At 65.8% G+C, this 23491-nt stretch carries 16 protein-coding genes; 1 reads left to right on the top strand and 15 read right to left on the bottom strand.

From position 1 onward, the window contains the following. Positions 1-6: 6 nt before the first annotated feature. Complete coding sequence (locus tag KOI47_RS33255) at positions 7-1323, bottom strand: SLC13 family permease (RefSeq protein WP_216211203.1); 1317 nt, start codon at positions 1321-1323, stop codon at positions 7-9. A 194-nt stretch (positions 1324-1517) separates the two neighbouring features. Between KOI47_RS33255 and KOI47_RS33250 the strand changes: the two genes are divergently transcribed. Continuing rightward, on the top strand, positions 1518-2228 hold the full coding sequence (locus tag KOI47_RS33250) for a FadR/GntR family transcriptional regulator (protein WP_232376420.1): 711 nt from the start codon (positions 1518-1520) through the stop codon (positions 2226-2228). Between the two features lie 866 nt (positions 2229-3094). Here the strand turns inward: KOI47_RS33250 and KOI47_RS33245 are convergent. The 14 genes from KOI47_RS33245 to KOI47_RS33180 all read right to left on the bottom strand — a co-directional run bounded on the left by KOI47_RS33245 (position 3095) and on the right by KOI47_RS33180 (position 23486). Continuing rightward, on the bottom strand, positions 3095-3352 hold the full coding sequence (locus KOI47_RS33245) for a hypothetical protein (protein ID WP_216211200.1): 258 nt from the start codon (positions 3350-3352) through the stop codon (positions 3095-3097). Between the two features lie 33 nt (positions 3353-3385). Then, entirely contained in the window at positions 3386-6523 is a 3138-nt protein-coding gene (locus KOI47_RS33240; protein WP_216211196.1) for a type I restriction endonuclease subunit R, read from the bottom strand. Beyond that, positions 6523-7548: a restriction endonuclease subunit S gene (locus KOI47_RS33235; RefSeq protein ID WP_408629969.1), complete on the bottom strand. Its 1026-nt coding sequence runs from the start codon at positions 7546-7548 to the stop codon at positions 6523-6525. Before KOI47_RS33235 ends, KOI47_RS33240 begins: the two co-directional genes overlap by 1 nt. Positions 7549-7754: 206 nt before the next feature. Continuing rightward, positions 7755-9500: a type I restriction-modification system subunit M gene (locus tag KOI47_RS33230; RefSeq protein ID WP_216211191.1), complete on the bottom strand. Its 1746-nt coding sequence runs from the start codon at positions 9498-9500 to the stop codon at positions 7755-7757. Between the two features lie 346 nt (positions 9501-9846). Further along, positions 9847-12276, bottom strand: coding sequence for a S8 family peptidase (locus KOI47_RS33225; RefSeq protein ID WP_216211188.1), 2430 nt, complete (start codon positions 12274-12276; stop codon positions 9847-9849). A gap of 150 nt (positions 12277-12426) precedes the next feature. After that, positions 12427-13410, bottom strand: coding sequence for an AAA family ATPase (locus tag KOI47_RS33220; RefSeq protein WP_216211186.1), 984 nt, complete (start codon positions 13408-13410; stop codon positions 12427-12429). A 465-nt stretch (positions 13411-13875) separates the two neighbouring features. After that, positions 13876-15816, bottom strand: a complete 1941-nt coding sequence (locus tag KOI47_RS33215; protein ID WP_216211182.1) for a hypothetical protein — start codon at positions 15814-15816, stop codon at positions 13876-13878. A gap of 583 nt (positions 15817-16399) precedes the next feature. After that, positions 16400-16933, bottom strand: coding sequence for an SMI1/KNR4 family protein (locus KOI47_RS33210; RefSeq protein ID WP_216211179.1), 534 nt, complete (start codon positions 16931-16933; stop codon positions 16400-16402). Positions 16934-16979: 46 nt separating this feature from the next. After that, complete coding sequence (locus KOI47_RS33205) at positions 16980-18344, bottom strand: putative T7SS-secreted protein (protein ID WP_216211176.1); 1365 nt, start codon at positions 18342-18344, stop codon at positions 16980-16982. Continuing rightward, positions 18344-18655, bottom strand: coding sequence for a hypothetical protein (locus KOI47_RS33200; RefSeq protein ID WP_216211173.1), 312 nt, complete (start codon positions 18653-18655; stop codon positions 18344-18346). The genes KOI47_RS33205 and KOI47_RS33200 overlap by 1 nt, the downstream gene beginning before the upstream one ends. Positions 18656-18740: 85 nt before the next feature. Continuing rightward, a complete protein-coding gene (locus tag KOI47_RS36585) occupies positions 18741-19079 on the bottom strand; it encodes an SseB family protein (protein WP_408629968.1) in 339 nt (112 codons plus the stop codon). A 205-nt stretch (positions 19080-19284) separates the two neighbouring features. Next, the gene (locus KOI47_RS33190; protein ID WP_216211167.1) at positions 19285-19752 is read right to left on the bottom strand and encodes a hypothetical protein; all 468 of its coding nucleotides are present in this window, start codon (positions 19750-19752) and stop codon (positions 19285-19287) included. A gap of 283 nt (positions 19753-20035) precedes the next feature. Further along, complete coding sequence (locus KOI47_RS33185) at positions 20036-21769, bottom strand: acetate and sugar kinases/Hsc70/actin family protein (RefSeq protein ID WP_216211164.1); 1734 nt, start codon at positions 21767-21769, stop codon at positions 20036-20038. A 208-nt stretch (positions 21770-21977) separates the two neighbouring features. Further along, positions 21978-23486, bottom strand: coding sequence for a tyrosine-type recombinase/integrase (locus KOI47_RS33180; protein WP_216211161.1), 1509 nt, complete (start codon positions 23484-23486; stop codon positions 21978-21980). Between the last annotated feature and the right edge of the window lie 5 nt (positions 23487-23491).

Raw genomic sequence — 23491 nt, 5'->3', positions numbered from 1 at the left:
GCGCGGCTAACCGAAACCGGGTACCACCAGCACCAGCCACACCGCGAGCGGAGCCGCCGCCACGATGATCCCGCCGTAGACCATCAGCTGGCGGAAGAACCGGTCGCGATCCACATCCGGGGCACTGGCCAGCACGAGTGCGCCGTTGGTCGAGAAGGGGCTGACGTCCACCACGGTCGAGGACACGGCCAGCGCGGCGATCATGGCGATCGGCCCCACCGCGCCATCGAGCAGGAAGGGCACGGCGAGCGGGATGAGCGCGCCCATGATGCCCACCGAGGAGGCGAAGGCCGAAACCAGCGCGCCGATGTAGCAGATCAGCAGCGCGGACAGCAGCGGGATGCCGACATCGGAGACGCCGTTGCCCGCATAGTCGATGGTGCCCATCTCCTGCAGCACGCCGACGTAGGTGAGCATCCCGCAGATCAGCAGCACGGTCGGCCAGGTGACCTGCCCGATCGCCTGCCTGCCGGTGGCGGGCCAGATGATCGCGAGCAGTACGGCGAGCGTGATCGCGGTCAGGCCCACGTCGAGGTCCAGTACCAGTGCGCACACCACCAGCACGACCAGGCTGAGCAGGGTCGCGGCCCGGGCGGGGTTCAGCCGCAGCGGCTGCTCCTCCCCTGGAGTGCCTGCCCCGCCCGCGGCCGGTGCGTCGACGGTGGCCGGGGTGGAGCCGCCGCCGACCGTGGCGAGCTCGGCCACCCTGGCTCGCGGCCGGGCCAGCTTCAGGCCGCCGCACACCACGAACACGATCCCGGCGATCACCAGGTTGGCCACCAGGCTCGCGAGGAACAACATGATCGGGCTGCCGGGCAGGTTCTCCCGCTCGACGATGCCGTTGACGATGGTGCCGTAGATGCTGATCGGGGAGAACCCGCCTGCCTGCGCGCCGTGCACCACCATGGCGCCCATCAGCAGCGGGCTGATCTGGTAGCGGGCCGCGAAGCCGAGTGCGATCGGCGCGACGATGGCGACCGCGGCCGGGCTGACCGCGCCGATCGCGGTCAGCACGCCGGTGATCGCGAACATCACCCAGGGGATCAGCGCCAGCCGCCCGCCGACCAGCCGGATCGAGGCGTGCACCAGCCAGTCCGTGGTGCCGTTGGCCCTGGCGATGGCGAACAGGTAGGTCACGCCGACCAGGACGACGAACAGGTCCCCGGGGAACCCGGCGAAGATGCCGTCGGCGTCCAGGCCACCGGCCAGGGTGCCGACGCCGAACGCGGCGGCGAAGGCCAGTGCCCCCATGTTGATGGATCTCGTCGTGGCGACCACGAACACCACCACCAGGGCAAGGATCGAGATGAGTTCGGCGGACATGCGGTGCTCCCGTCGTTGGGTTCGCTGTCGGGTGACCTGCCGGCGGCCGCATCGGCAAAGTGGCTCAGTGGCTAAACCACTTTGAGCCGGGCTTGGCCCGATGTCAAGGATGGATTGGTTCAGTGGCTCAGCCACTCGCCCTGAGCCTGTTAGGCTGCCCGGATACGAGGTCAGCAGCGATCGAAGGGGCTCGAGTGTCCGAGGCGTTGCGCCCGATGTCCCGGCAGCGGCTGTACGAGCAGGTCATCGAACGGCTCCGGAACTACGTCGCCGACGCCGGCCTGAGCGCGGGCGACAAGCTGCCTGCCGAGCGCGAACTCGCCCAGCGGCTGGGGGTCAGCAGGGCGTCGGTGAAGCAGGCGATCGTCGTACTCGAGGTGCAGGGCCTGGTGGAGGCGCGGCACGGCGGCGGAACCTACCTGGTGCGCGACACCCTCGATATCGAGCCGGTGGAGCGGCTGGTCGAGCGCCGCCGCAGGCTTCCTGACGTGCTCGAGGCGCGGGAGGCGCTGGAGACCAAGCTCGCCGAGCTCGCCGCCGAACGCCGGACCGAGGCCGATCTCGCGGACCTGCGTTCCGCGCTGGACCACATGCGTGCGGAGATCGAAGCCGGTGACCACGGCGTCGAGGGTGACCGGCGATTCCACGCGGCGGTGACCGCGGCCGCGCACAGCTCGCTGCTTGCCGAGTTCATGCAGTCCATCGCCGAGCAGGTCACGGAAAGCCGCACCGAATCGCTGCGCCAGCCCGGCAGGCCGTCCCGCTCGCTCGGCCAGCATGTGGCGATCCTGGACGCCATCGCGGCGGGCGAGCCGAAGCAGGCCGCGGCCGCGATGCGCAGGCATCTGCGCACCGTGGCCAAGGTCCGGCTGCTGGCATGGAATCCCGACGAGGAGCCCGGGTGACCGCGGCCTGCGCTCAGCGGTGCCGCACCGGGGCGGTGCCGGTGATGCGCAGGGCCTCGATCAGCTCCCGGTAGAGCGGGTCGATGGCGAGGAGCTTGGCAGCACGTCCAGCTGCACGGTCCCGACAAGCATCACACGATGGGAATGTGCCTGCGCACCCTGGAGAAGGCACTGCGCTGAGCCGGGCCGGTGACTCTCCCTCGCCGTACCTGACCCAGCGTCCCCGGGCCTGATCCTCGGCCCGTTAGACTGACGACCGACGGGCCGTTAGCTCAATTGGTAGAGCTGCGGACTTTTAATCACCTGGGTTCGTCCACACTTTCGTTATCAATCGACCGACGGCAGGCCTTCTACCTGCGGTTTTTCTGCTTCGATCGATCCGATCGGCCATTTCAAGACTCGCACGGTGCTCCGTCGTTGCTCCTGCGCCGACGGGTTGCCGGACGGCCTGCCGTGCGGGCTCGCTCGGTGGGTTGCATCGTGCCCACTGCTCCTGTGCCAGTGTTGCGTTGTTCAGCTGATCGCGGAGGCTCCGCCAGTTGGGCATGAACCTATCCATGAGCGGATCTATCAGCGTTGAAGAACAGATCAGGTACATACCGTCGCCGCGCACCCTCCAGCGGTCGAGGTACTTGCCGCGTACGCGGCAAGTACCTGAGCCTGCCCCTGTCGAAGCTCGATGAACCTCGCCGAGCCGCAATCCACCAGGTTCTGCTCAAAGTCCAGCTTCGCCACGTCTCGGCTCCAAGCTCAGCTTATGCCCGCGTCGTCAAGACGCCGCGTCGAAGACACGGCTATGGACACGTAGCGCTGAAAGGTCGCGGAGTGTTAAGCATCGTCGCATCCTGTTACCGGTCCGATACGTGCTACTTGATGACAGCGAGCTGGCTCAAACCGGAGGTGTCCGAATAGGGAGCCTCTCTTCTCATAACGAGCGGATCGGTGAACAACGCTGCGAGGCGGAACCCGGTGAGGGTGGCGTATAGCTCCAGTTCGCGGGGACAGGACTCGGCGACGGATGTCGTCGCGTTCGGTGGCGCCGTCGTCGAACTGCCAGGCACGGCCAGCACGCCATGGCGATTGTCGAGGAACTGCTCGAGTTGGTATCCGGCGATGAACAGCACGCAAGTTCCGCACCCCGGTGTCCTGGGAGTTGCTCACACATCCCTACGCTGATCGATCGCGGCCTCGTAGAAGGCGTCTGCGAGTGCGACGATGACAGCGTTGATGCCGGGACCGTCGCTGAAGAAGTAGTCGGCCATGGTGTTGTGGGCTTCTTGGTTGTCGACGACCGCCTCGGTGACCGCGGCTTGGAAGTCCTGTGACTCTATGAACTGCTTTTTCGAGTTCACCTTGGTCTGGTTGATCAGGTCCGGGTAGGCGAGCAGCCGCTGCACCAGGCCCTGCACGAACTCCCGGACCTGGGACTCGGAGAACGACTCGGCGCCGAAGAGGTCGTTCATCTTATCGATGACGACCTGGAGTGCGACATACTTCGGCTCCTTCCGGGTTCCGGTGCCCGCTGCGCTGATGCCCTTGAGCTCGCCGTCGCCGGTCAGCGAGATGTCGACCGCGGTCCCCTTGTTGTGCTTGACCCCGACCAGGACCACGTCGGAGAGGTCGACTTCCGCGGTCCAGGATGAGTCTGCGATGACCTTCTCCAGGAGTCGCAGGAAGATCGACAGCATCTCCATGTACGGGTCGCCGTAGTCGACGATCTGGCTCATGAAGTCGTAGAGCCGGACGAGGGTGGAGACGTCCTTGCGGAACAGGTCGAGGGTGTTGAGGGTGACCTTGTCGTCGGCTTCGATTGCCGCCGCGTAGCGGCGGGCGAACTCGTTCTTGGCCGGGCTGATCGCGGCCGAGAGCGCGTTGTTGCCCTTCCGGGTCACCCACAGTTCGGCGACTTCGCGCACCTGCTCTGGCGTGTAGATTCCGGCCTGGGCGAGCTTGTTGGCGAGGTGGAAGACGACGTACGGGTCGGTCTCGGTCTCCAGGGTGGCGTTGGTGAAGTACGGTTCGAACGCAGCCCGGATGTCCTCGGGCTTGTTCACGAAGTCGATGACGAACGTCTTGCGCTTCTGCTCCCCGCCTGCAGTGCGATGGGTGCGGTTGAGCCGCGAAAGCGTCTGCACGGCAGTGACCCCGGAGAGCTTCTTGTCGACATACATCGCCGAGAGCAGCGGCTGGTCGAACCCGGTCTGGTACTTGTTGGCGACCAGCATGATCTTGTACGTCGCGCCTTTGAAGGCGGCGGCCAGGTCCGAGCCGGCGCCGGGGTTCAGGTTGGCCTCGGTGAACTCATCGTCCTTGCTTGGCTGCGGCCCCCAGTCCGAGGCCCATTCCTCGTCCTCGGCCATCGTCACCGAGTCGGAGAAGGCGACCAGGGTGCGGTAGTTGTACGAGGCGTCCTTGGCGGCCCGCTTGGCGATGTAGGCGTCGATCGCTTTCTTGTACTTTACCGCGGCCTTGCGCGAGTCGGTCACGACCATCGCCTTCGCCTTGCCCTCCAGCAGGTGGGCGACGTTGGCGTGGAAGTGCTCGACGATGATCTGCACTTTCTGGCTGATGTTGGTCGGGTGCAGCTTCACCCACCGCATCAGCCCCTTCCGTGCTGTCGACTCCTCCACCACCTCGTCACCATCGCCGCTCTCGGCCCGACCGGCAATCTTCAGCGCGCTGTCGTAGGTCTGGTAGCCCCTGAGCACGTCGAGGATGTAGCCCTCCTCGATCGCCTGACGCATCGAGTAGAGGTGGAACTCGACCGGCTTCCCGTCCGGACCCTTGCGGCCGAAGAGCTCCAGGGTCTTGTTCTTCGGCGTCGCGGTGAACGCGAAGTAGGAGATGTTCCGCGACTCCGCCCGCTCGGTCATCTCCGAGGCCAGGATCGACTCGACGTCGACGGAGCCGCCCTCCTCGATCTCCTTAACCTCCTCAGCGGTCAGCACGGCCTTGAGCTTGGACGAGATCTGGCCGGACTGCGAGGAGTGCGCCTCGTCCGCGATCACCGCGAACCGCTTGCCCCTCAGGCCCTTGTCGGCCCGGATCTCCTTGAGGGCGAACGGGAAGGTCTGCACCGTCACCGCGATGATCAGCTCCCCGTTCTTCAACGCGGTCGCCAACAGCCCAGACTTCGACTTCGCCCCCGCCTTGCGGACGTCCTCCGGGCTGATCGTGGCCACGATCTTCCCTGACCCGTCGATCTGCCGGATCGCCTCCTGGAGCTGCCCGTCGAGCACGGTGCGGTCCACGACCACGATCACCGAGTCGAAGACCTTCTGGTCGTTCACGTGCAGCCGCGCCAGCCGGTGCGCGGTCCAGGCGATGGTGTTCGTCTTGCCCGACCCGGCCGAGTGCTCGATCAGGTAGCGATGGCCCACCCCCTCCTCGCGCACCGCGGCCACGATGTTCGTCAGGGCCTCCCACTGGTGGAACCGCGGGAAGAGCATGTTCGTACGCCGCACCGACGTCCCGGTCGTGACATCCCACTCCTCCTTGGTCTCCGCGATCATCAGCCGGCCGATGATGTTGAGCCAGGCGTGCTTCTCCCAGACCCGCTCCCACAGGTAGGCCGTCGCCGACCGCCCGCCCGCAGCTGGCGGGTTCCCCGCACCGTCGTCGTGGCCCATGTTGAACGGCAGGAAGTGGGTCTTCTCGCCATCGAGCCGGGTGGTCATCGCGGCCAGGTCGTTGGAGACCGCGAAGTGCACCAGCGCCCGGTGCCCGAACGACAGCAGCGGCTCGGGGCGGCCGTTGGTCAGCGGGTGCCGGTTCTTGCGGTACTGGTTGATCGCCTCGTCCAGCGACTGGGTGAAGTCGGTCTTCAGCTCGACGGTGGCGGCTGGGAGCCCGTTGATGAAGAAGACCAGGTCGATGTTGCGCTGGTCAGCGGTGGAGAAGTGCACCTGCCGCATCACCCGCACCCGCATCGCCGCGTACTGCTCGTTGGTGGTCGCGTTCAGACCGGTCTCGGGGCGGAACTGCGCCATCTTCAACCGGCCACCGCCGATGTACCGCACACCGTTTCGCAGGATGTTCAGCGTCCCGCCACCGTGCTCCAGGGGCTTGTCGAGCGCCGTGGCCAGCACGTCGAGGAACTTCGCCTCCGACCCCGCCGCCCTCAGGGCTTTCTCGTACGCCGCCTGCTGGGTCTGCTCCAACCACGCGAACAGGTCATCGGGGAAGAGCGCCCGCTCCCGGTCGTAGCCGGTATCGTCCACCGAGTACAGCCACCCGTGCACGGCCAAGTACTCACAGATCTCCGACTCAAAGACGACCTCGTTGTGATCGGCCATCACGCCATCTCCCGCACATCGATCTGCCCCGTCACCGCCGCCGTGATCAATGCCGAACGACGCTCGCGAGCGAGTTCGATGAACCGTTCAGTCTCGGCGATCAGCGTGTCGATTTTCGCGGCCTGCTCGTCGAGGTATGCCGCAATGGCCCGCTGCTCATCGAATGGCGGGAGGTGAAGTTCAATCTCCCTCAGCTTTTCGCCGGTGAGGTGAACGAATGAGACCGACCCGTAGTGATTGGCGTAGTAGGCGGCCTCGTAGAGGCGGAGCATCGACCAGTACACGAACCGAGCATCCGTCTGCGAACCGACCCGCAGGCGGTTGACGGTCTTCTGAAAGGCGATTCCCGGTGCCGACTTGAAGATGAATCCTGGACGGCCGACCGTGGCGCCGCCCTCAATGATGAGGATATCGCCCGCGCGGAGGTCGAACACTTCCATCTCTGCGTCGGAGAATAGCATCTCGTTGAGATTCTCAAGGTTCACAGAGCCATCCGCACGAACATCCGCTGCCCGAACGTACGGCCTCGGCTGGTCTTCGTCGCGGACCGCACGTCCAGCGTCGAGCATCTTCCCCAGGCTGGTCTCCCCGATGTGCTTGATCCGGCGACGTACCCACGAATCGGTCGGTGCCAAGACGGATGAGATGACGGCTGCCCGCCGTTCGCGGAGCATCTCGATCAGGCACTGCTGCTCCTCGATGAGCGTGTCGATGCGGGCGGTCTCGCGGTCTAGGTAGTCGGCGATGGCGCGCTGCTCTTCCGACGGAGGCAATGGCAGCGGGACCTTCGCGAAGTCCCGGAATTTGATCGACTGTCCGTCCCGAAGCTGGTTCGTCGTTGTGCGCAACTCCTGGACATAGGCGTCGGACTTTAGGAGCCAGCGAAAGTAGTCCGGGACCACAAGCCTGCTCGGCTCCAGAACCGTATACGCCGTGCTGACCTTGCCTGCGTAGCTCGACCGCTCGATCCCTCCCTGAAATGAACGGAGATGAATGATGAAGTCGTCTGGCTCGACATGCTTCATCCTGTCCTGCCCTTGGATGTTCTGGACAACCGCATTGCCGGTCCTGGCCATGAACTCCGCTTGCGGCAACACGCCATAAGTCTGAGACGGCGTCAGGTGCACGTCATCCGGCAAGTTGGGCTCGCGGCGTTCCCTGAAAGCCGCCTTTGCGGGCATCAAGTGCCACGTCGCCGAAGTCTGAGCGAGCCATCCCGGGGTACCCGCACTCACTGCTCCACCTCACGCAGCAGGTCGAGGATCCTGGCGACCTGCTTTTCCAGGTCGGCGTCGATCTCAGCGAGGGGGCGGGGTGGGATGTACTTGTAGAAGTGGCGGGTGAAGGGAATCTCGTAGCCGGTTTTGACCTTGGCCCAATCGATCCACGCATCGGGGACGTGCGGCTTCACCTCGGCGTCGAAGTAGGCCTGGATGACCTCGACCTTGCCGGCCGCACCGGCGGTCGAGCCGCCGTAGGTGAACGGGACGTTCTCGGTGTCGCGCTTCTTCGGGTCCGGTTTGGGCTTGCCCTTGCGGTCGACGACCGGCTCGCCGGACTCGTCGAGGAGGGGACGCTCGACGGTAAGGGTCCAGTAGCCGAACTCGTCGTTGCGCAGCACCTTGGAGTAGTCGGGGTCGGCGTCGGTGAAGTCGGCGTACAGCTTGACGACCTCGGCACGGTCGGCGTCGCTGATCTCGCGGCCCTTGGAGCCGAGGTTCCTGCGCATCTTGGTCCAGAACGAGGTGCCGTCGATGAGCTGTACCAGGCCCTTGCGGTCGGGATGCTTGTCATTGTCAAGGATCCAGATGTAGGTGGCGATGCCAGTGTTGAAGAACATGTTGGTCGGCAGTGCGACGATGGCATCGACCAGGTCGTTCTCCAGCAGCCACCTACGGATGTTGGAGGGGCCGGACTCGGCGGCGCCGTTGAAGAGCGGCGAGCCGTTCATGACGATCCCGGCCCGGCCGCCGCCGTCCTCCGGTGCTCGCATCTTGTGAACTAGGTGGAGCAGGAAGAGCATTTGCCCGTCCGACGTCGCCGGGAGGCCGGGGGCGAACCTGCCGTAGGGGCCCGCTTCCTCGCGCTCTTTCGTGACCGCCTTGGCGTACTGCTTCCAGTCGACGCCGTAGGGCGGGTTGGACATGCAGAAGTCGAACTGGCGGCCCTTGAACGCGTCATCGGTGAGCGTGTTGCCGAAGGCAATGTTGGACGCGTCATGGCCCTTGGCGAGCAGGTCGGACTTGCAGATCGCGTACGACTGCGGGTTGTACTCCTGGCCGTACAGGCTCAGCTTCGCGTCGGGGTTGTGCCCGAGCAGGTGCTCCTCGCCCAAGGCGAGCATGCCGCCGGTGCCCGCGGTGGGGTCGTACAGCGTACGGACGATGTCGGCCTCCCTTAGGTCGACGTCCTTCTCGGCGAAGAGCAGGTCGACCAGCAGCCGGATCGCGTCCCGCGGGGTGTAGTGGTCACCGGAGGTCTCGTTCGCGGCCTCGTTGAACTTGCGGATGATGTACTCGAACGCATCGCCCATGTCGGCGTTGGAGACGACGTCCGGATGCAGGTCGACGGTCTTGAAGGACGTGATGACCTCGCGCAGGAGTTCCGCCTTCTCCAGGGCGAGGATCTCCTTCTTGAAGTCGAAGTAGTCGAACACGTCGACATCGGGCGAGAACCGGTCGATGTAGTCGGCCAGGTTGTCCGCCAGCCCGTCGGCGTCAGCCAGCAGGTTGGCGAAGGAGTAGTTCGAGGTGTTGTAGAACGGCCGGCCGGTCTCCTTCTTGATCTCGATCCTGAGCCGGTTCGGGTTGTCGTACTTCGCCGCCAACTGCTGGACCGTCTCCCGGTCGGGCTCGAGGATGCAGTCGAGGCGGCGCAGGATCGTGAGCGGGAGGATCACGTTGCCGTACTGGTTGGGGCGGTAGGGGCCCCGAAGCTGGTCGGCGATCGACCAGATGAAGCTACCGAGGTTGCTCACAAGGCTCCTTACGAGGCTCGCTCGACGATGACTGTTGGACGCCCAGTGCGAGCCCGTGCGCGCCGTCCGAACGGGCGGCGCACAGTCTGCGGCAGCCAGCGCGTCACAAGGCCATCATTGTGCATCACGGCACTCTGCGTGCGACGAAGTCGGCAGCGGCGACCGGCTCATCGAGAAAGACCAGCTCACCGCATTGCTCCGCTGGCGTCCCCAGCGTCGTGGGTTCCCCTCGCTAGCATCCTGGCAGAGCTGCTTCGGGCTGGTGAGGGAACTTGACAGAACGATCACGCAGTCCTCCTCGATACGGCGGACATTAACGCCGATCTGCACGAAGCCACGGTGGCAGTCACGTTGCCGTGGTGATACTGACCGGAACGTTGACCTGCTGGGCAACCGGTGTCCAGACGTCAACATCGAGGTCCGGCGTCTCGATCGAGAGGATCAGGGCGTAGCGGGCGCCATCCTCGCTGCGGTCGCGTGCCTTGTTTGCCTTCCACCAGCCGGTCACCGGGAACACGGCCAGAGCGCCGCGCTGGGCGAGGTCGGTGGCGTTGCCGGTCCAGATGTCGGTGTGCAAGGACCCCGGTGCGCGTTGGTGATCAGGGCCAAAGAGCCATTCGCCGGTGTCGTTGCTGGAGCTGGGCCGCTGCTCGTCTTCAGCCAGGGCCTTCTCGTTGATTCGCTTCTGGAACTCGGCGTTGGACTCTGTGGCCCGACGCAGGTCGAAGCGAAGACTGTGGGACGCGTAGCTGTAGCGACGCTGCCAGCCGCGCCGGCCGGGGTTGGGTTCGATGAAGTACGACAGGGTGACCCGCAGGCGGACCTGCGCTTCGCCGAGGTCGGCGAGGACGCCGGTGGGCCAGGGCAGGTCGTGGTAGTGGATTTCGCGCATGGCGCCTGCGGCGAAGGGGTGGATGGTGTCCTGCGCGACGAGGGTCAGCGCGTCGGTGGCGCTGCGGGTGGCCCGGGTCAGGTCGGGGACGCCCATGCCGTAGCGGCGGTGGAGGGCGATGCGGGGTGCCTTCTTGCTGCCTGGCGGGAATTGGGCCTTCATCGCGGGTGTCCATTCGGCGGAGTGCACGATCAGTGCTCGCACGGTCTCCGGCCACAGCGCCGGGTACTCGGCCATGACCGACGCTGACAGCGCCGCGGCCTGGGCGGTGGCGGCGCTGGTGGCGTGGGTCGTGGTCAGTAGTCGCGTGGTTTCTAGGGGAGCGTTGGTGGTCAGGAGCTGCAGGTTCGGTGGGGTGTCGAATGTGGTGCCGTCCGGTGAGCGGGCTACGTTGCCGCCTTCGAGTACGACGTCGGGTTTGACCGGCCAGGTCCGGCTGAACGCTACCGAGGTGCGGCTGAACGGCGAGAGCTCGCCGCGTGGCGCCCAGGGTGTCCAGCCGGCGAAGTCGGCGGCGGCGCCGGTCATGGTGTCCAGTTCGGTGTAGGCGCCGATGGTGAGGACGTTCCATGCCTGGGCGGGGTCTTCCACCGGTTCGAGGTCGCTGCGGTCGAGGTGCTCGTCACCGGGACGCCAGGATCGTACGTTGCCCGCCGAGACGACGAACAGCCGCTTCGCGGCGTGGTCGGCGTCGTCGAGGAACACCAGCCCATCCTCGTCGGCGAGGACGCTGCGACCGGCGGCGAGGGCGTCGAGGCTGGCCGACCATGATGATGGCTGGCCGGAGGTGGTCGCGGTTGTGGCACCGTTGGTCGATGTCATCGCGGGTGCGGTGACGGCGAGCGAGTAGACCCGATGGCGATCCGGTGCCTGGATCTCTGCTCGGCTCGTTCCGGCGGCGGTGACCGCGCCGTAGAGATCAGGGGCGTTCTGCTGCGGCGGTGGTGGGAGCAGTTTGACCGACTCCAGCCGATGGCGTAGCCGCAGCAGTTGCGGTGTGGCCAGGGCCTGCCCGAGGTCGCCGTACAGCGCGAGGCCAGCCATTTCGGTGCCGTGCCCCCGGTCGTCGTACACCGGCCACGACGGGTCCGCGGTGTGGCAGTCCTCCCGGGGCAGAGAGCCCTGCAGCAGGGGGTGTTCCTGATGAACGCCGCTGTCGATGACACAGACCGTGGGCGCCTCGCGGTCGGCGGGCTCGAGCCTGTCCACAAGGTCGCCGATCCAGGCGGTCTGCTCGGTCGCGTCCGTTTCTGCCAGGAACTGCGTCGAGTCATGGGGCCGGCGCAGCTCGGCCAGGTCGTCGAGAACGTCGACGGCCGAGGCGAGCTGGTCGATAGTCGCTTCGACCAGTATTACCGTGCGGTCCCCGAACCCCAGGCTGCGAGAACCGGTGCGTAGCCCGGTGGCAGAGGCGAACGCGCGAAACCGGCTCACCTCGTGCCCGTCGCGGCGCCGCAGCCACGCCTCCCACCAGAACAGCTGCCCCGGCTCCGGGAACTCGGCGGGCGGATCGGTCCACAACGCCGCGATCGACGCCGTCCGCACCGCCTGGATACGGTCCACAAGATCCCAATTGCGGGGCTTCGAGGCATCGGCGGTTTCGACGTAGCGTGTGATCCGGTCCAGGAAGTAGTTGAGCGTGCCCTGCGGGACGAACACGGTCGCTCGTTCCACGCTCTCGCCGCCGAGATCGACCTCCTGCACCGCACGCAGCTCCGGATGCAGGGCGCCCTGCCGGGGGTCGAGCGTCTCCAGCGCGAGGTGCACCCCGGGGAAGCTCTCGAAGCTGACGTAAACGCCGTCGACCGCGCCTTCGACCTGCACATCGCGCTGACGCCGTCGTGCCTCGGCGTCGGCGTCGACCTCGTGCAGGGCGTCGTGCAACTGCTGGCCGTGTTGACGCCGGTCGGCGGGTACGGGAATTGCTGGGCCTTTGATCGCACGCCGCGGCGGCGAGTAGTCGGCGGCTTGCGCTGGGACCGGGATGAACAGGTGGGGGCGGTCACGAGGTTCTGGCATGACGTTGCCCGCGGGTCAGCCGAGCAGGTGCTGGCGCCGCTCCTGCAGCGCCGCACAGAGGCTCGTCGTGGTGACCCGGCCGTCGCCAGCCAGGATCGCTTCCTTGGCTGCCAGATCCGCGGCGATGGTGATCTCGCCGTGGCTGAGACCGTCGGCAACGGCGTCTACCTTTGCCCAGCTCAGCCGACCGGTAGGGACGTTGGCCAGACGGGCTCGTATCACGTCGCGCACCACGTCGCCAGCGGGAAGCGGGTAGTCGATCACCGCGTCGAACCTGCGGAACATCGCCCGATCGAGTAGTTGCGGGTGGTTGGTCGTGGCCACGAGCAAGCTGTCGGAGGTGTCGACCTCGAGGAACTGCAGGAACGAGTTCAGCACCCGCCGGATTTCGCCGACGTCGTTGCCGACGGCGCGGTCACCCGCGAGGGCGTCGACCTCGTCGAACAAGTAGACGCCGCGGGTCTCCGAGAGCGCGTCGAAGATCAGCCGTAGCTTTGCGGCCGTCTCCCCCATAAACTTGGTGATCAGCCCGTCGAGCCGGATCATGAACAGGGGAAGCCGCAGCTCGCCGGCCAGCACGTGTGCCGACATGGTCTTGCCGGTTCCCGGGGGGCCGGTGAGCAGCAACCGCCGCAGGGGCTGGAAGCCGTGGGATCGGAGGCGGTCACTTTGTCGTTGCTCCAGCAGCACGCGGGCAAGGCGTTCCCGAACGTTCTCCTCGAGCGCCAGGTCGGCGAGGAGGTTCTGCGGGTAGGTGACTGTCAGCAGCTGCGCCAGCTCGCCGCGCGGTTGGACGACCGGAACCGGACGCGTCGCCGTCGAGTTACGGCCTTGCTGTGTACGCAGCGTGTCGACAAGGTCTCGCAGATCCTGGGCGAACCGGTTCTGTCCTTGCCGCGCCGCACCGGCAGCGACCTGCAGTGCCACGGAGTAGAAGCGGGTATCGTCGCCTTCCGCATGACTCTTAACCATGGCTTTTACCTGGTCAGCGGTGGCCACGACCTCACCTCCCCTCCGGCGTGTAAGCACTGTATCCGACCATAGCGCTCCCGGCCGACCACGCAGCCCAGTACTGATCCAATCCGTAACCGGCCACCATCGGATCAACCGAGGTCGTGCACGGCGACCGAGACACGACAACCAGGGCAGACTCCATTTGACTTGACAACTACCGGGTGGGTTGTCTGACCAGCGTGCAACGTGACGGGCACGTCCGCTTAGATATTCCACTCCAGGCCTGACGGGCGCCGTCGGGACCGTCCGGCCTGGAACCCGCTGACATCGGCCGTTGGAAGCGCTCAGCTGTCCGAAGCTCAACCGGCGACTGAGAGCGTGGTCCCCAACCGGTGTCGGCCCGCCAGAAGGTTTCCTCCGGTTACGGGGAACCTTGGCTCATCTATGAACGACCATGAGGTGTCTGAATCATCACAGTAAATGCCGCCGCGTACCGGCCGCTTTGCGGCATCAGGTTTTGCGGACGGCTCTGGTGAATCCGGCGATGAATAGGGTGGCGAACACCCAGGCGAACAGCTGTAACGTCCAGATGCTGATGGTAAGGACTTGACCAGTGGTGGTATTGGTGGTGTCGCAGCTGGCGCGGGCGCCGGTGGTGATCAGTGGCGTGCCTAGGTCGAGGCCGACGCCGATCTGTTCGACCAGGGTGCACGCGGTCGGTGCGGGTGAAGTGGCTGGCATACGGGCTTGGACCAGACCACCATGGCTGCCGAGGCAGACAGTGAGGATGACAGCCGTGATGATAGTGGCGACCAGCCAGATGAGAGCCCGCCCAGGTTGGTAGCCGTAGCCAAGGAGCCACCCGGTAAGGCGTGCCCACCCTCGGGCGGTGTGTCCGGTTAGGGCATAGCGATCGAGTTGGTCGCGACGCTGGGTCATGAGGATCTTGCGGGCTTCGGTGTCGTGACCGGCGGCGCGGTGAGCGGTGGCGAAGTGCTGGTATGGCTGAGCAGCGTAGTCGGGTGTGCCGTCCCGCAACAAGTCAAGCCACGCGGTGACAGATACCTTCTGCGGCAGACCGGCGTAGGTAAGTCCATCCACGCGGAGGCGGGCTTGCCGGTCAGACTGATGTTCCAGGCGGGCCGGATCGAAGCTGAGAGCACCACCGATCCGCGTCCCGCGAAGATCTACTGCGACGCCGTCCCCGGAGCCGACAGCCTTGAACCCCTCGTGGAGGTACACCTCCCGCGTTACCTGGAGGCCCTCGGCCTGCAGGGCGGGACCAGCATCGTTGCGCAGATGGGCGCCACGGCAGTCCAGACTGTCGACGTGCGCCGCGCGAAGGGAGATCGCACCGCGTTTACCGTTTCCCCTGGCTTTGAAGGTCCTGTCGAGAAATACGGATTGGTCCACGCGCAGCTTGTCGGCAAGGAGAGCGGGACCGGAGTCATTGTGCAGCTGTGCGTCACTACAGGACAGTTGGCCGCTGATATGGGCACCAACCAGGCGGACCGTGCCGTTTGTGCCGGCTCCGACGAGAATAGCGCCGAAAAGAAACACGGCCAGCTCAACGCGCAACCCGTCGGCGGCGAGGGCCGGACCGGCATCGTTGCGCAGGTGCGCGCCGCGGCAGTCCAGGTCGCCAAGGAGCGCCTGCGCGAGCCGGATTGCGCCCATCTCGCTGGATGCGGTCGCGGTGAATCCGTTGCGGAAGAACACGGACTGCTCGACGTGTAACCAGTCGGCAACGAGAGCCGGACCGGAGTCATTGCGCAGGTGTGCCCCGTCACATTCCAGTTGACCGCTGATGTGAGCACCGACAAGGCGGACTGTGCCCCCGTCACCGGTTCCGATGGCATGGAATCCTTCGCGCAAGTCGACTGTCTGGGTGACGCAAAGGTGCTCGGCACGCAAGGCTGGGCCCGCGTCATTGTACAGGTGCGCGCCACGGCAGTCCAGGAGGCCGACATGCGCGCCGCGGAGAGTCACGGCACCAAGTGCGGTGTGAGCGGTCGCGGTTGTGCAGTGAAGACGAAGCACCGCCGCGGTGAGCCGGTCAGCCTCCAAGGCTGGTGCGCTGACCTGTTCCAGGTGGCATCCTTTCAGGGTGAGATTCGTGAGGCTGGCGTCCTTGACATTCACGCCGTCGGTAAGCAAACAGTCAAGGAGTTCGACAGCGACGGCACTGGTGATGTCCGCCAAGTCCAGCCGACCGGTGACCTGGGCTCCACGAAGCCGTATTCCGCACGGGTCGGGATCGGCCGCGAGGAGTCCACGCACAATGTTACGGATTACCGAAGCACGCACTGCGCGGGAGCCGTCCCAAGACCGCATAGCCGACTCGTCGATCGGCCAGCCGTCGGCGAGGTCAAGCAGGACGCCGTTCTCAACGCTGCCGACCAGGTGACGTTCAACGGAGGTTAACGATCCATCCTGATCAGCCCCGTCCATTACACCTCGCTCCTATACTCTCGCCGACATCGCCACCGGAGTTGCTTTCGTCGTTGGCTGCACAACTCGCGCCGTCGACGGCGGTCGTGCCGCTGCGGGATCGCGGCTTCTCTGGCTGGCTGGACAAATGAAATTCCTCAGATGCCACACAATCAAGAGCATGCATAAAAACTGCTACTGGTAAGCATTTCTGCTAATACATCTGCAACGTGCGCTCAATCAACACTATGAGATGTTTCTTGCAGCGGGATTTCCGGAGTAGCTGATCGTCGGGGTTATGACGGTACGTATTAGTCCGGCGGGTCACGGGCCCTCACCGTTGGCGTCGTCCGCTGGCGGTCGTGGGCAGCGTGCGACCGCTTCGTGCGAACGAGAGCCGCCTTGCCCGCCGAGTCCCGGCCAGTGAGAACGTCGTAAGAGGCGACGAGCACATCCTGTCCTAGCCGGTGCAGCTTCGTCGACCGCAAGGCAGACTCCGCTCGCCTCAGCAGCCGCAGCGGCAAGCTGGACGGGCGGCAGTGTCGTTCACCCGTGTGTATTCGATTCGCGTCGGTCGAGCAGCAGCGTTTCGGTGTCGTCGCCTTCATGTCTGGGTCGAGGCGAGTTTGTTCTTCAGGTACTGATTGGTGGAGAGCAGGAACTCCCGCGTGTCCGGGTAACGCTCGACTTCCTCGCCTGCCAGCCACAGCACCGGCCTGCCACCGGCCGGGGATACGGGACCCGCACGCCAGATCACGAACAGGTCCTCGACCTCGGCAGGGTTGGCGACGATGAGATAGATATCGTCACGTCGCGGGAAATCCTCGGCGACAACACCGTCCTGATAGAAGATGTCGAGCAGATCGTTTCCTTGTCGCCAATTCTCGCTCGTCCCGAGTTCGTCCGTGCTGAGCAGGTGGGCGTATACACGGAAGTGTTCCCATCCGTTTCCGTGGGCGAGGAGTTCACGATGCAGAGGGTCCAGGTCGTGGCCGAGGTGGCGTTCGGCCTCGGCTAGTTGTTCGGTTGTGGCGGCCAGGCGGGGAATGGTGTAGGGGTGCAGCTGAGGGTTGGTGTCGTGTAGCTGCTGGCGCAGCAGCACGGAGTGCCCAATCAGCTCGGCCCAGTCATCGGCCATCGAACAACCTCAATTTCCGTACGTGTGCTGCTTCGGGTGCAGTATACTATGGGCCTTCGAATTCGAAATTGGATGGTTGGTGGCCGACGGGATAGCGTCTGGCCTGCGCTCCTAATGACGAATTCACCCGGGGTGTTTGGTCGTGCCATTCGAACGCGTCGGGTTTGCCGGTCCAAGTGGTGTCCGGGGCGTGCCCGACGTGCCCGCTGTAGGGCTGTCCGGCTTCCTTGGCGGCGAGCCGTTCGGCCCGGGCGGCCTCGCTGGCCGCTTCTCGAAGCTCGCCCGCGGTGGATACCCGTCCCGTGTCGGACAGCGCCCCTGCTTCGCGTGCTCGCTCGCACGCTTCGACATACCGTTGGACCTGCGCGACCTCTTCCGGGGTCGCGTTGGGCGGGGGCCGGAACGTCACCGGACCATCCCCAGGCGGGGTGGGGGCCTCATCCGCGACCTTGGCGGTGTCGGCGATCTCGTCGGCGCCTTTACCGGGGTCGGCCATCTCGTCGGCAGCTTTGAGCCCGCCCTTGCCAGCACGGGCGGCAACACCGCCCGCTCCGGCAGTGGCCAGGCTGATCGCCAGGTCGGGGACGAGGTGCCCGATCGCGCGGCCGGGACTTTTGCTCCACGTGTCCCAGTCGATGAGGGCTTTGCCGAACTCGATCGGATTCTGCCCGGCTGCGACCAGCCCCTGGGCGAGGGTGCGGGTGTCATTGACCCAGCCTTCGGAGTCGTAGAGCAGCCGAGTCGGGCTGTAGGTGACGACCAGCTCACCCATGCCCTTGATGCCTTCCCACACGCCGATCCCGACCTCGCCGAGGAACCCGCCGACGTCCTCCAGCCAGCCCGGCTCGTCCGGTGCCTGCTCGTTCTGCACCCGGATCGCACCAGCGGCGACGTCGCCCGCCTCGGTGAGCTGCTGGCGTGCCCGATGCAGGATGGCGCGGGCGGCCTCGCGGTGCTGCTCGCCGGGATCGACGAAGGGGGCGATCTTGAGCACGGTTGGGTTGCCGTGGGCTGCGTTGGCCTGGTTCTGCGCGGTCGCCTGGGCTACGGCGGCGTCATGCCGTGCCCGAGCCTGCTGCGTGGCCTGCTCACCCTGTTCCCAGCGGGCAATCGCCTCCTGGGCTTGGCGTTGCGCCCAGCGCAGCGTGTCCGCATAGCCCTCCAGCGCCGCGGCCGTCGCCTCAAACGCATCGGCGGCCCGAAGCCACTTCGGGGGCTCGTAGGAGAACTTCTCCCGAAACCGCGTGCCCGCGTCACCTTCCCACGCGCCGGTATCGATCAGCCCGAGTCCGCCACCCGCGGCTTCGAGGCTGCGCCCGCGGCCGCGCACGGCGATGACGTTCTCCTCGATCGCCTCCGGATTGCCGGGGATCAGCGCTGTCGGATCCGACGTGTGGCCGAGCTCGGCCATCACGACCCACCCAGCGCCCGCTGGGCCTGCGCCAGCGGCTCGGCCGCGACCTGATCACCCTCGACATAGGCGAGCACCGCGTGATCTAGCGCCTCGCACATGCCGTCAGTGTCATCGACCAGCACCTCGACCCCGTAGTCCCACCGCTCGCAGAACTCGGCGAACGCGGCATGCACCCCCTCGTGTCCGTACTGCTCCGGCTCGCCGCACAGCCCCCGCACCACGCCAGGTTCCAGGTCCCGGACCGATTCCGCGATCCCTCGTGAGGCGATCTGCAACGCCTCCACGTTGACGACATAGCCACCGCTCACCGCGCACTCCTCTCCCCGGTAGCCCTCGATGAGACGCGCCTAGGGTAGGTGCGTGAGGTAAGTACAGTGTCGCTAACGGTGAAACTCACCCGGATGGGCGAGTCCTCGGGGTGGGTCGCGAGTCCTGTTCCTGGCTGACCGCCGCAGGTAGCACGGGCATGGCATGCTCGTCCTGAGCATCCAGCATGACCCCGACATCATCAGGAAGCTGCGCCAACAGATCGGCGCCGCTCATCGCCTGCCATTCACACGGCCCGGCGAAACGTCCCAGTCGCTCTCGTGTCGAGAACACCAGCACCCACCGCCCCCGATCAGACACCTCCGAGACCAGCACCCCTGGAGAGACGGGACGTTGGCAGTACACGGTGGCCTCTGCGAACGCCCTCGTGAACGCCGCCGGATGCCGACGAGCGGCACGCACCATCCGCGCGACCCGCACGATAACTGGTTCGCGGTCAGGCTCATTCGGTTGCTCTTGGTCAGCCGCCATGTACTGGACCCTAAAGCCCGATACGCGAACACCGAACCCGGTGGTTCGGGCTGAGACCGCTCGATCGAACGGGACGCCCCGTTGTCGTGATCGACCGCGGCTGTCTGGTGTCGGGAGCGGCGAGTCACGATCGCGATCGTCACCGGCTCGCTCCGTCCCGGTGAGCGCGCAGTCCGACCGTGTAGACCTGCTGCTTGACTAGTACCTTGCCGCTAGGGCCGCGCAACGCGGGGAACACGACGAGCCGGATCGGTGCGTCTGGGATGGAAGTCTTCCACGGTTCTTGCCATGTGGGGTCGAGCTGACCGCCGGTGCGCGCTGCGAGGTCCCAGGACATGCCGGTTCCGTTGCGGATTCGGTCTTGAAGTTCTTCTAGCAGCCGGACGAAGTCATGCAACTCCGGCAGGTCGGCGGAAAGGTCAAGGCCGAGACGTGTACGGACGGCTCGATCTGGGGCGTCCTGATGATTGAACGCGGCGCGCACGATCGTGGACATGAGGCACGCGACCTGTTCTCCACGCTGGTCCAGGCCTTGTGAGCGACGGTGAGCTCGTGCGAACCGTTCGGTCACGGTGTTCAACTCGCGGAACTGCTGCACGATGTCCAAGCGTTCGGCGGCCTCTTGAGTGCTTGTTGTCCTGAGGCCACAAGCGACCGGGTCCGTGCCTTCGTCGCTAGGCAAGCGTACGGACAACGGCGGTAGGGTTGTTGGCAGCCGTGGCGGAGCTGCCGCGCTGGCGCCTGGCTCGAGAGAGAGTACCTCGGATTCGCCGTCAGCCGAGGGGACGCGGCGACGGCGTCCCCACCGGGCCAACGCGTTTTCGAGTGCAGTTCTCATGAATGCTGGCATGCGCTTCCTGTCGTGGTGCCGTGTAATGGCCGATGGCCGGTCAGCGCGTGCTGAACTTCAGCGTGGTCGGGTATTCTTCACCTGTGGCGTCAAGGACTGCGCGCACACGCAACTCAGTTTCACCGAAGCTGACGTGGAGGGTGACACTGCGCTTCTCCAGTTCGAGATGCATAGCCTCGGTAAGGTCGATCGTGAGGTCGCAGGTGGCGAACTCCTCACAGCCCTCATTGTCGACATACCGAGGCTCACGTTCCTTAGTGCGATAGAAGGTGAACGTCATAGCATCGTCGGTGCGCTCCACAGGCACGAATTCGAGCACCGTCGGTTTGTCTACCGGGACGATGTCACCGGCGTTGACGAACACGTCGAAACGGTCCCGGCAGAGCTCCTTACCCATCCCCGATCGGTACAGCTTGCCCAGAGGATCAGTTCCGTGCTCAAACGGCGCACAGATCTCCGTGCCATAGGTGTACTGCGAGCGTCGGGCGCGGACCTTCGGGTTGTAGGCGAACCTCACAGCGCCTTCGACCACGTCGACCTGCGGCTGGGGTGTCACGGCTACGACCGCACGGCCACGGAGGTACTCGCGAAGGCGATGGCGGAGATAACGGGATTGGGCGAAGCCACCGGCGAGCAGGACGAGGTCGGGTTTGTCGGCCGCGGTCGTGAGCCGGGTCAGGTCGGCGAGCTTGCGGTCGACGAGTTCGAGGATGTCCGGGATCACGGCGTCGAACGCTGAACGTGCTTCGTCAGCGGTGATCCAGATGTTCTCATCGTCGCCATCCTGACTGGCGTCGAGCCGTTCGGTCACCTCGTCAGACAGATGTTTGGCCAAACTCATCTTGAGGTCCAACCAGATGTGGTCGGTACTGTCTGGGGTGACCCGTCCTTTCTTGATTTCCCAGTCTCGCAGCAATTCCTCCAGCGCATGTGGGGCTACCTGTTCCAGGCGGCGGTATTCTTCCTGGCCACCCAGCTTGGGGACCAGCACCAGGTCCCGGAGCGCGCGGTTGACGTAAAGCGAGCCCTGAGCAATTCCTTCACGATCGATCTCGACCAGGTAGCCGTTGCCGTCGATGGTGTAGCAAGTGATATCAATGGTCCCGCCGCCGCAATCGACGACCATGAACCGCGACACGCCATCCAAGCTGCCCCGACGCCCGGGGTGCTCAGCCCCGACGTACTGGACGCCAGACACCTGGGCATTGTGCGCGGCAGCGTCCGGCTCCAACGCCAACAGCAAGCAGCCTTCTGTGCGCGGGAATCCCGCAGCGTGTGCGGCGTCGCGCATGATCTGCTTCTCGCGGTCACCCCACATGGCAGGGACGGTGACGCACCAACGAATTTCGTTTTCTTCCAGGTCAGGTAGGTGGGCTCGCAGCTCGGCGAGCAGGGTCTGATACACGTGCCGCAGGAATCCAGTGATCAGGCGTTCGGGATGTGCCTCATTGTCGGCGAGACCGATCTCGGAGTGCGAGGTCGCCCCAGGGTACGGCCTGGGTGCGAGGGACATCTTGAAGCCGTGCACCAAGCGGACCGGGCTGCCTGGGCGCCCGGCACGTGAGCTGGGCGCCTGCTGCACGGCGGAGTGCCCCCAGGCCAGAATCTCGCGGTCGTCCTTGACCAAGAGGGCCGTCATCGTCTTGACGTCTACCCCGATCCGGCTACCCGGCCACTGCTCGAATAGCGTGATGCGGCCTGGATCTGGCTGCCCCTGCTTGAACGGCGCCCACGCCGCTGCGGTCCCGTAAGTCCCGTAGTCGATGCCGACCACAGCACGGCAACTTCTCATCATCCACCCCTTCGAGCCAACGCGGCCCACCAGGCATCGCCGCGCAACCTTCGTCGAACGTGCGAGCGAAGAAGATAGCAGCAAGTAATTGATCATGTACTGGTGGTGCCCTGTGTTTGGGGAGCAAAGAAGAATGTGCCCGGCCAATCAGGGGCCGCGCATGTGCACTGGCCGGGGGAGGGCGTGCTGCTTAGAAGGCGGGCTGCTGGCGGGGCTTGCGCGGGACGAGTGCTGCGGTGGCTTCGGCGGTGTCGCGGGCGAGGTCGGGCAGGATGTGGGTGTAGGTGTCGGCGGTGATGGTGATGCTGGAGTGTCCGAGCAGTGCCTGGACTTCTTTCAGGCTGGCTCCGGCGGCGAGGGCGATGGTGGCGGCGGCGTGGCGGAGGTCGTGCAGCCGGATGGGTGGGAGTCCGGCGGCTTCGGCGAGTTCGTAGAAGGCGTCGGTGACCTTGGCGGGGTGTACCGGGCTGCCGTCGGGGTTGGTGACCACGAGGCCGGTCTCTTGCCAGGCGTCTCCTGCCGCGCGGCGCAGCTGGTTTTGGTGCTGCCGGTGTTCGCGGAGTGTCTCGGTGCTCGCGTTGTCCAAGGCCACGATCCGGCCGGAGGCTTCGGATTTGGGTTCGCCGAACTCGGCTTTCCATCCGATCTGGACCAGTGCGGCGGAGATGGTCATCTCTTGGGCTTCCAGGTCGGTTTCCCACCACGAGAGGCCGCACGCTTCGCCGCGGCGGAGCCCGCGGTAGGCGATGAGGTGGTAGATCGGGTAGTAGGGGTGCCCGTAGGCATGGTCGAGGAACTCGCCGACCTGCTCGGGCAGCCACACCATCACCCGGGATGGCTTCTCGTTGGTCTCCTCCCAGCGGCGAACTCGCGCTGGGGTCCACAGCAGCGCCTTGGGGCGTTTGCCGGAGGGCAGTTCGACGTAGGAGGCGGGGTTGAAGGTGATCAGCGGGATGGCTTTGCGGCCTCGTTTGGCGCGGATGGCGGCGTTGAGCGCGGCGCGGAGGGTGGCGCGGTAGCGCTGCATGGTGGCTGCGCTCATGAGGCGCATGCCCCGGACGCTGGCCTGCACCGTCGGGTCGCTGCTGGCGCGGGCTTCGATGATGCGGTCGTTGCGTTCGGCCATCGCGTCGAACATGCGGGAGATGTGGTCGATGGTGAGCTCGTCGAGGCGGTAGTGCCCGAGGTGCGGGGTGAGCCAGAGCCGGATGTGCCCGCGGTAGGAGCGGTCGGTGGCGCCCCGGATCTTTTTGCGACTGTCGATCCAGTTTTCCAGCCAGTCGGCGACGGTGGGCATGCCGTCCGGGTCGCGGCCGATGTCCAGGCGTTTGGTGACCTCCTCCGGGGCGGGGAGGGGCTCGTTGGCGCGGCGCGCGTTCTCGATGAGATCTCCGACGAGGGTCAGCTCGGCGGGGCCGCGTTCCTCGCCGAGCTGGACCAGTGCGGCGACATGGTCCAGTGCGGCTTGTGCTTCGGTCTGCCCGGGGAACCCGCCGACGCGGAGTGGGCGGCGTGTGCCGTCGGCGCGGCGGGGGAGTTCGGCTTGGTAGCACCAGCTGCCGTGCGTCGCGCTCCATGTGCCGTTGGGGCGCTTGAGTGTGGGGCACTTGGTGCCAAGCCTTTTGTCGGTGGCGGGGTCGACGCAGGCGCAGCGTTTGTAGGTACGGCCTTTGATCCGTTTCGAGGTGTGTCGGGCCATCGTGG

It is taken from the genome of Amycolatopsis aidingensis (assembly GCF_018885265.1).
GTDB classification, from domain to species: Bacteria; Actinomycetota; Actinomycetes; order Mycobacteriales; family Pseudonocardiaceae; genus Amycolatopsis; species Amycolatopsis aidingensis.
This window is presented reverse-complemented; position numbering and strand designations above follow the sequence as displayed.

Excerpts from the sequence above, each read along its gene's own strand:
- KOI47_RS33215 (WP_216211182.1), bottom strand. The coding sequence starts at position 15,816 with ATGGACGGGGCTGATCAGGATGGATCGTTAACCTCCGTTGAACGTCAC.
- KOI47_RS33240 (WP_216211196.1), bottom strand. The coding sequence starts at position 6,523 with ATGGCCGATCACAACGAGGTCGTCTTTGAGTCGGAGATCTGTGAGTAC.
- KOI47_RS36585 (WP_408629968.1), bottom strand. The coding sequence starts at position 19,079 with ATGGTGCGTGCCGCTCGTCGGCATCCGGCGGCGTTCACGAGGGCGTTC.
- KOI47_RS33235 (WP_408629969.1), bottom strand. The coding sequence starts at position 7,548 with ATGAAGCATGTCGAGCCAGACGACTTCATCATTCATCTCCGTTCATTT.
- KOI47_RS33255 (WP_216211203.1), bottom strand. The coding sequence starts at position 1,323 with ATGTCCGCCGAACTCATCTCGATCCTTGCCCTGGTGGTGGTGTTCGTG.
- KOI47_RS33180 (WP_216211161.1), bottom strand. The coding sequence starts at position 23,486 with ATGGCCCGACACACCTCGAAACGGATCAAAGGCCGTACCTACAAACGC.
- KOI47_RS33210 (WP_216211179.1), bottom strand. The coding sequence starts at position 16,933 with ATGGCCGATGACTGGGCCGAGCTGATTGGGCACTCCGTGCTGCTGCGC.
- KOI47_RS33205 (WP_216211176.1), bottom strand. The coding sequence starts at position 18,344 with ATGGCCGAGCTCGGCCACACGTCGGATCCGACAGCGCTGATCCCCGGC.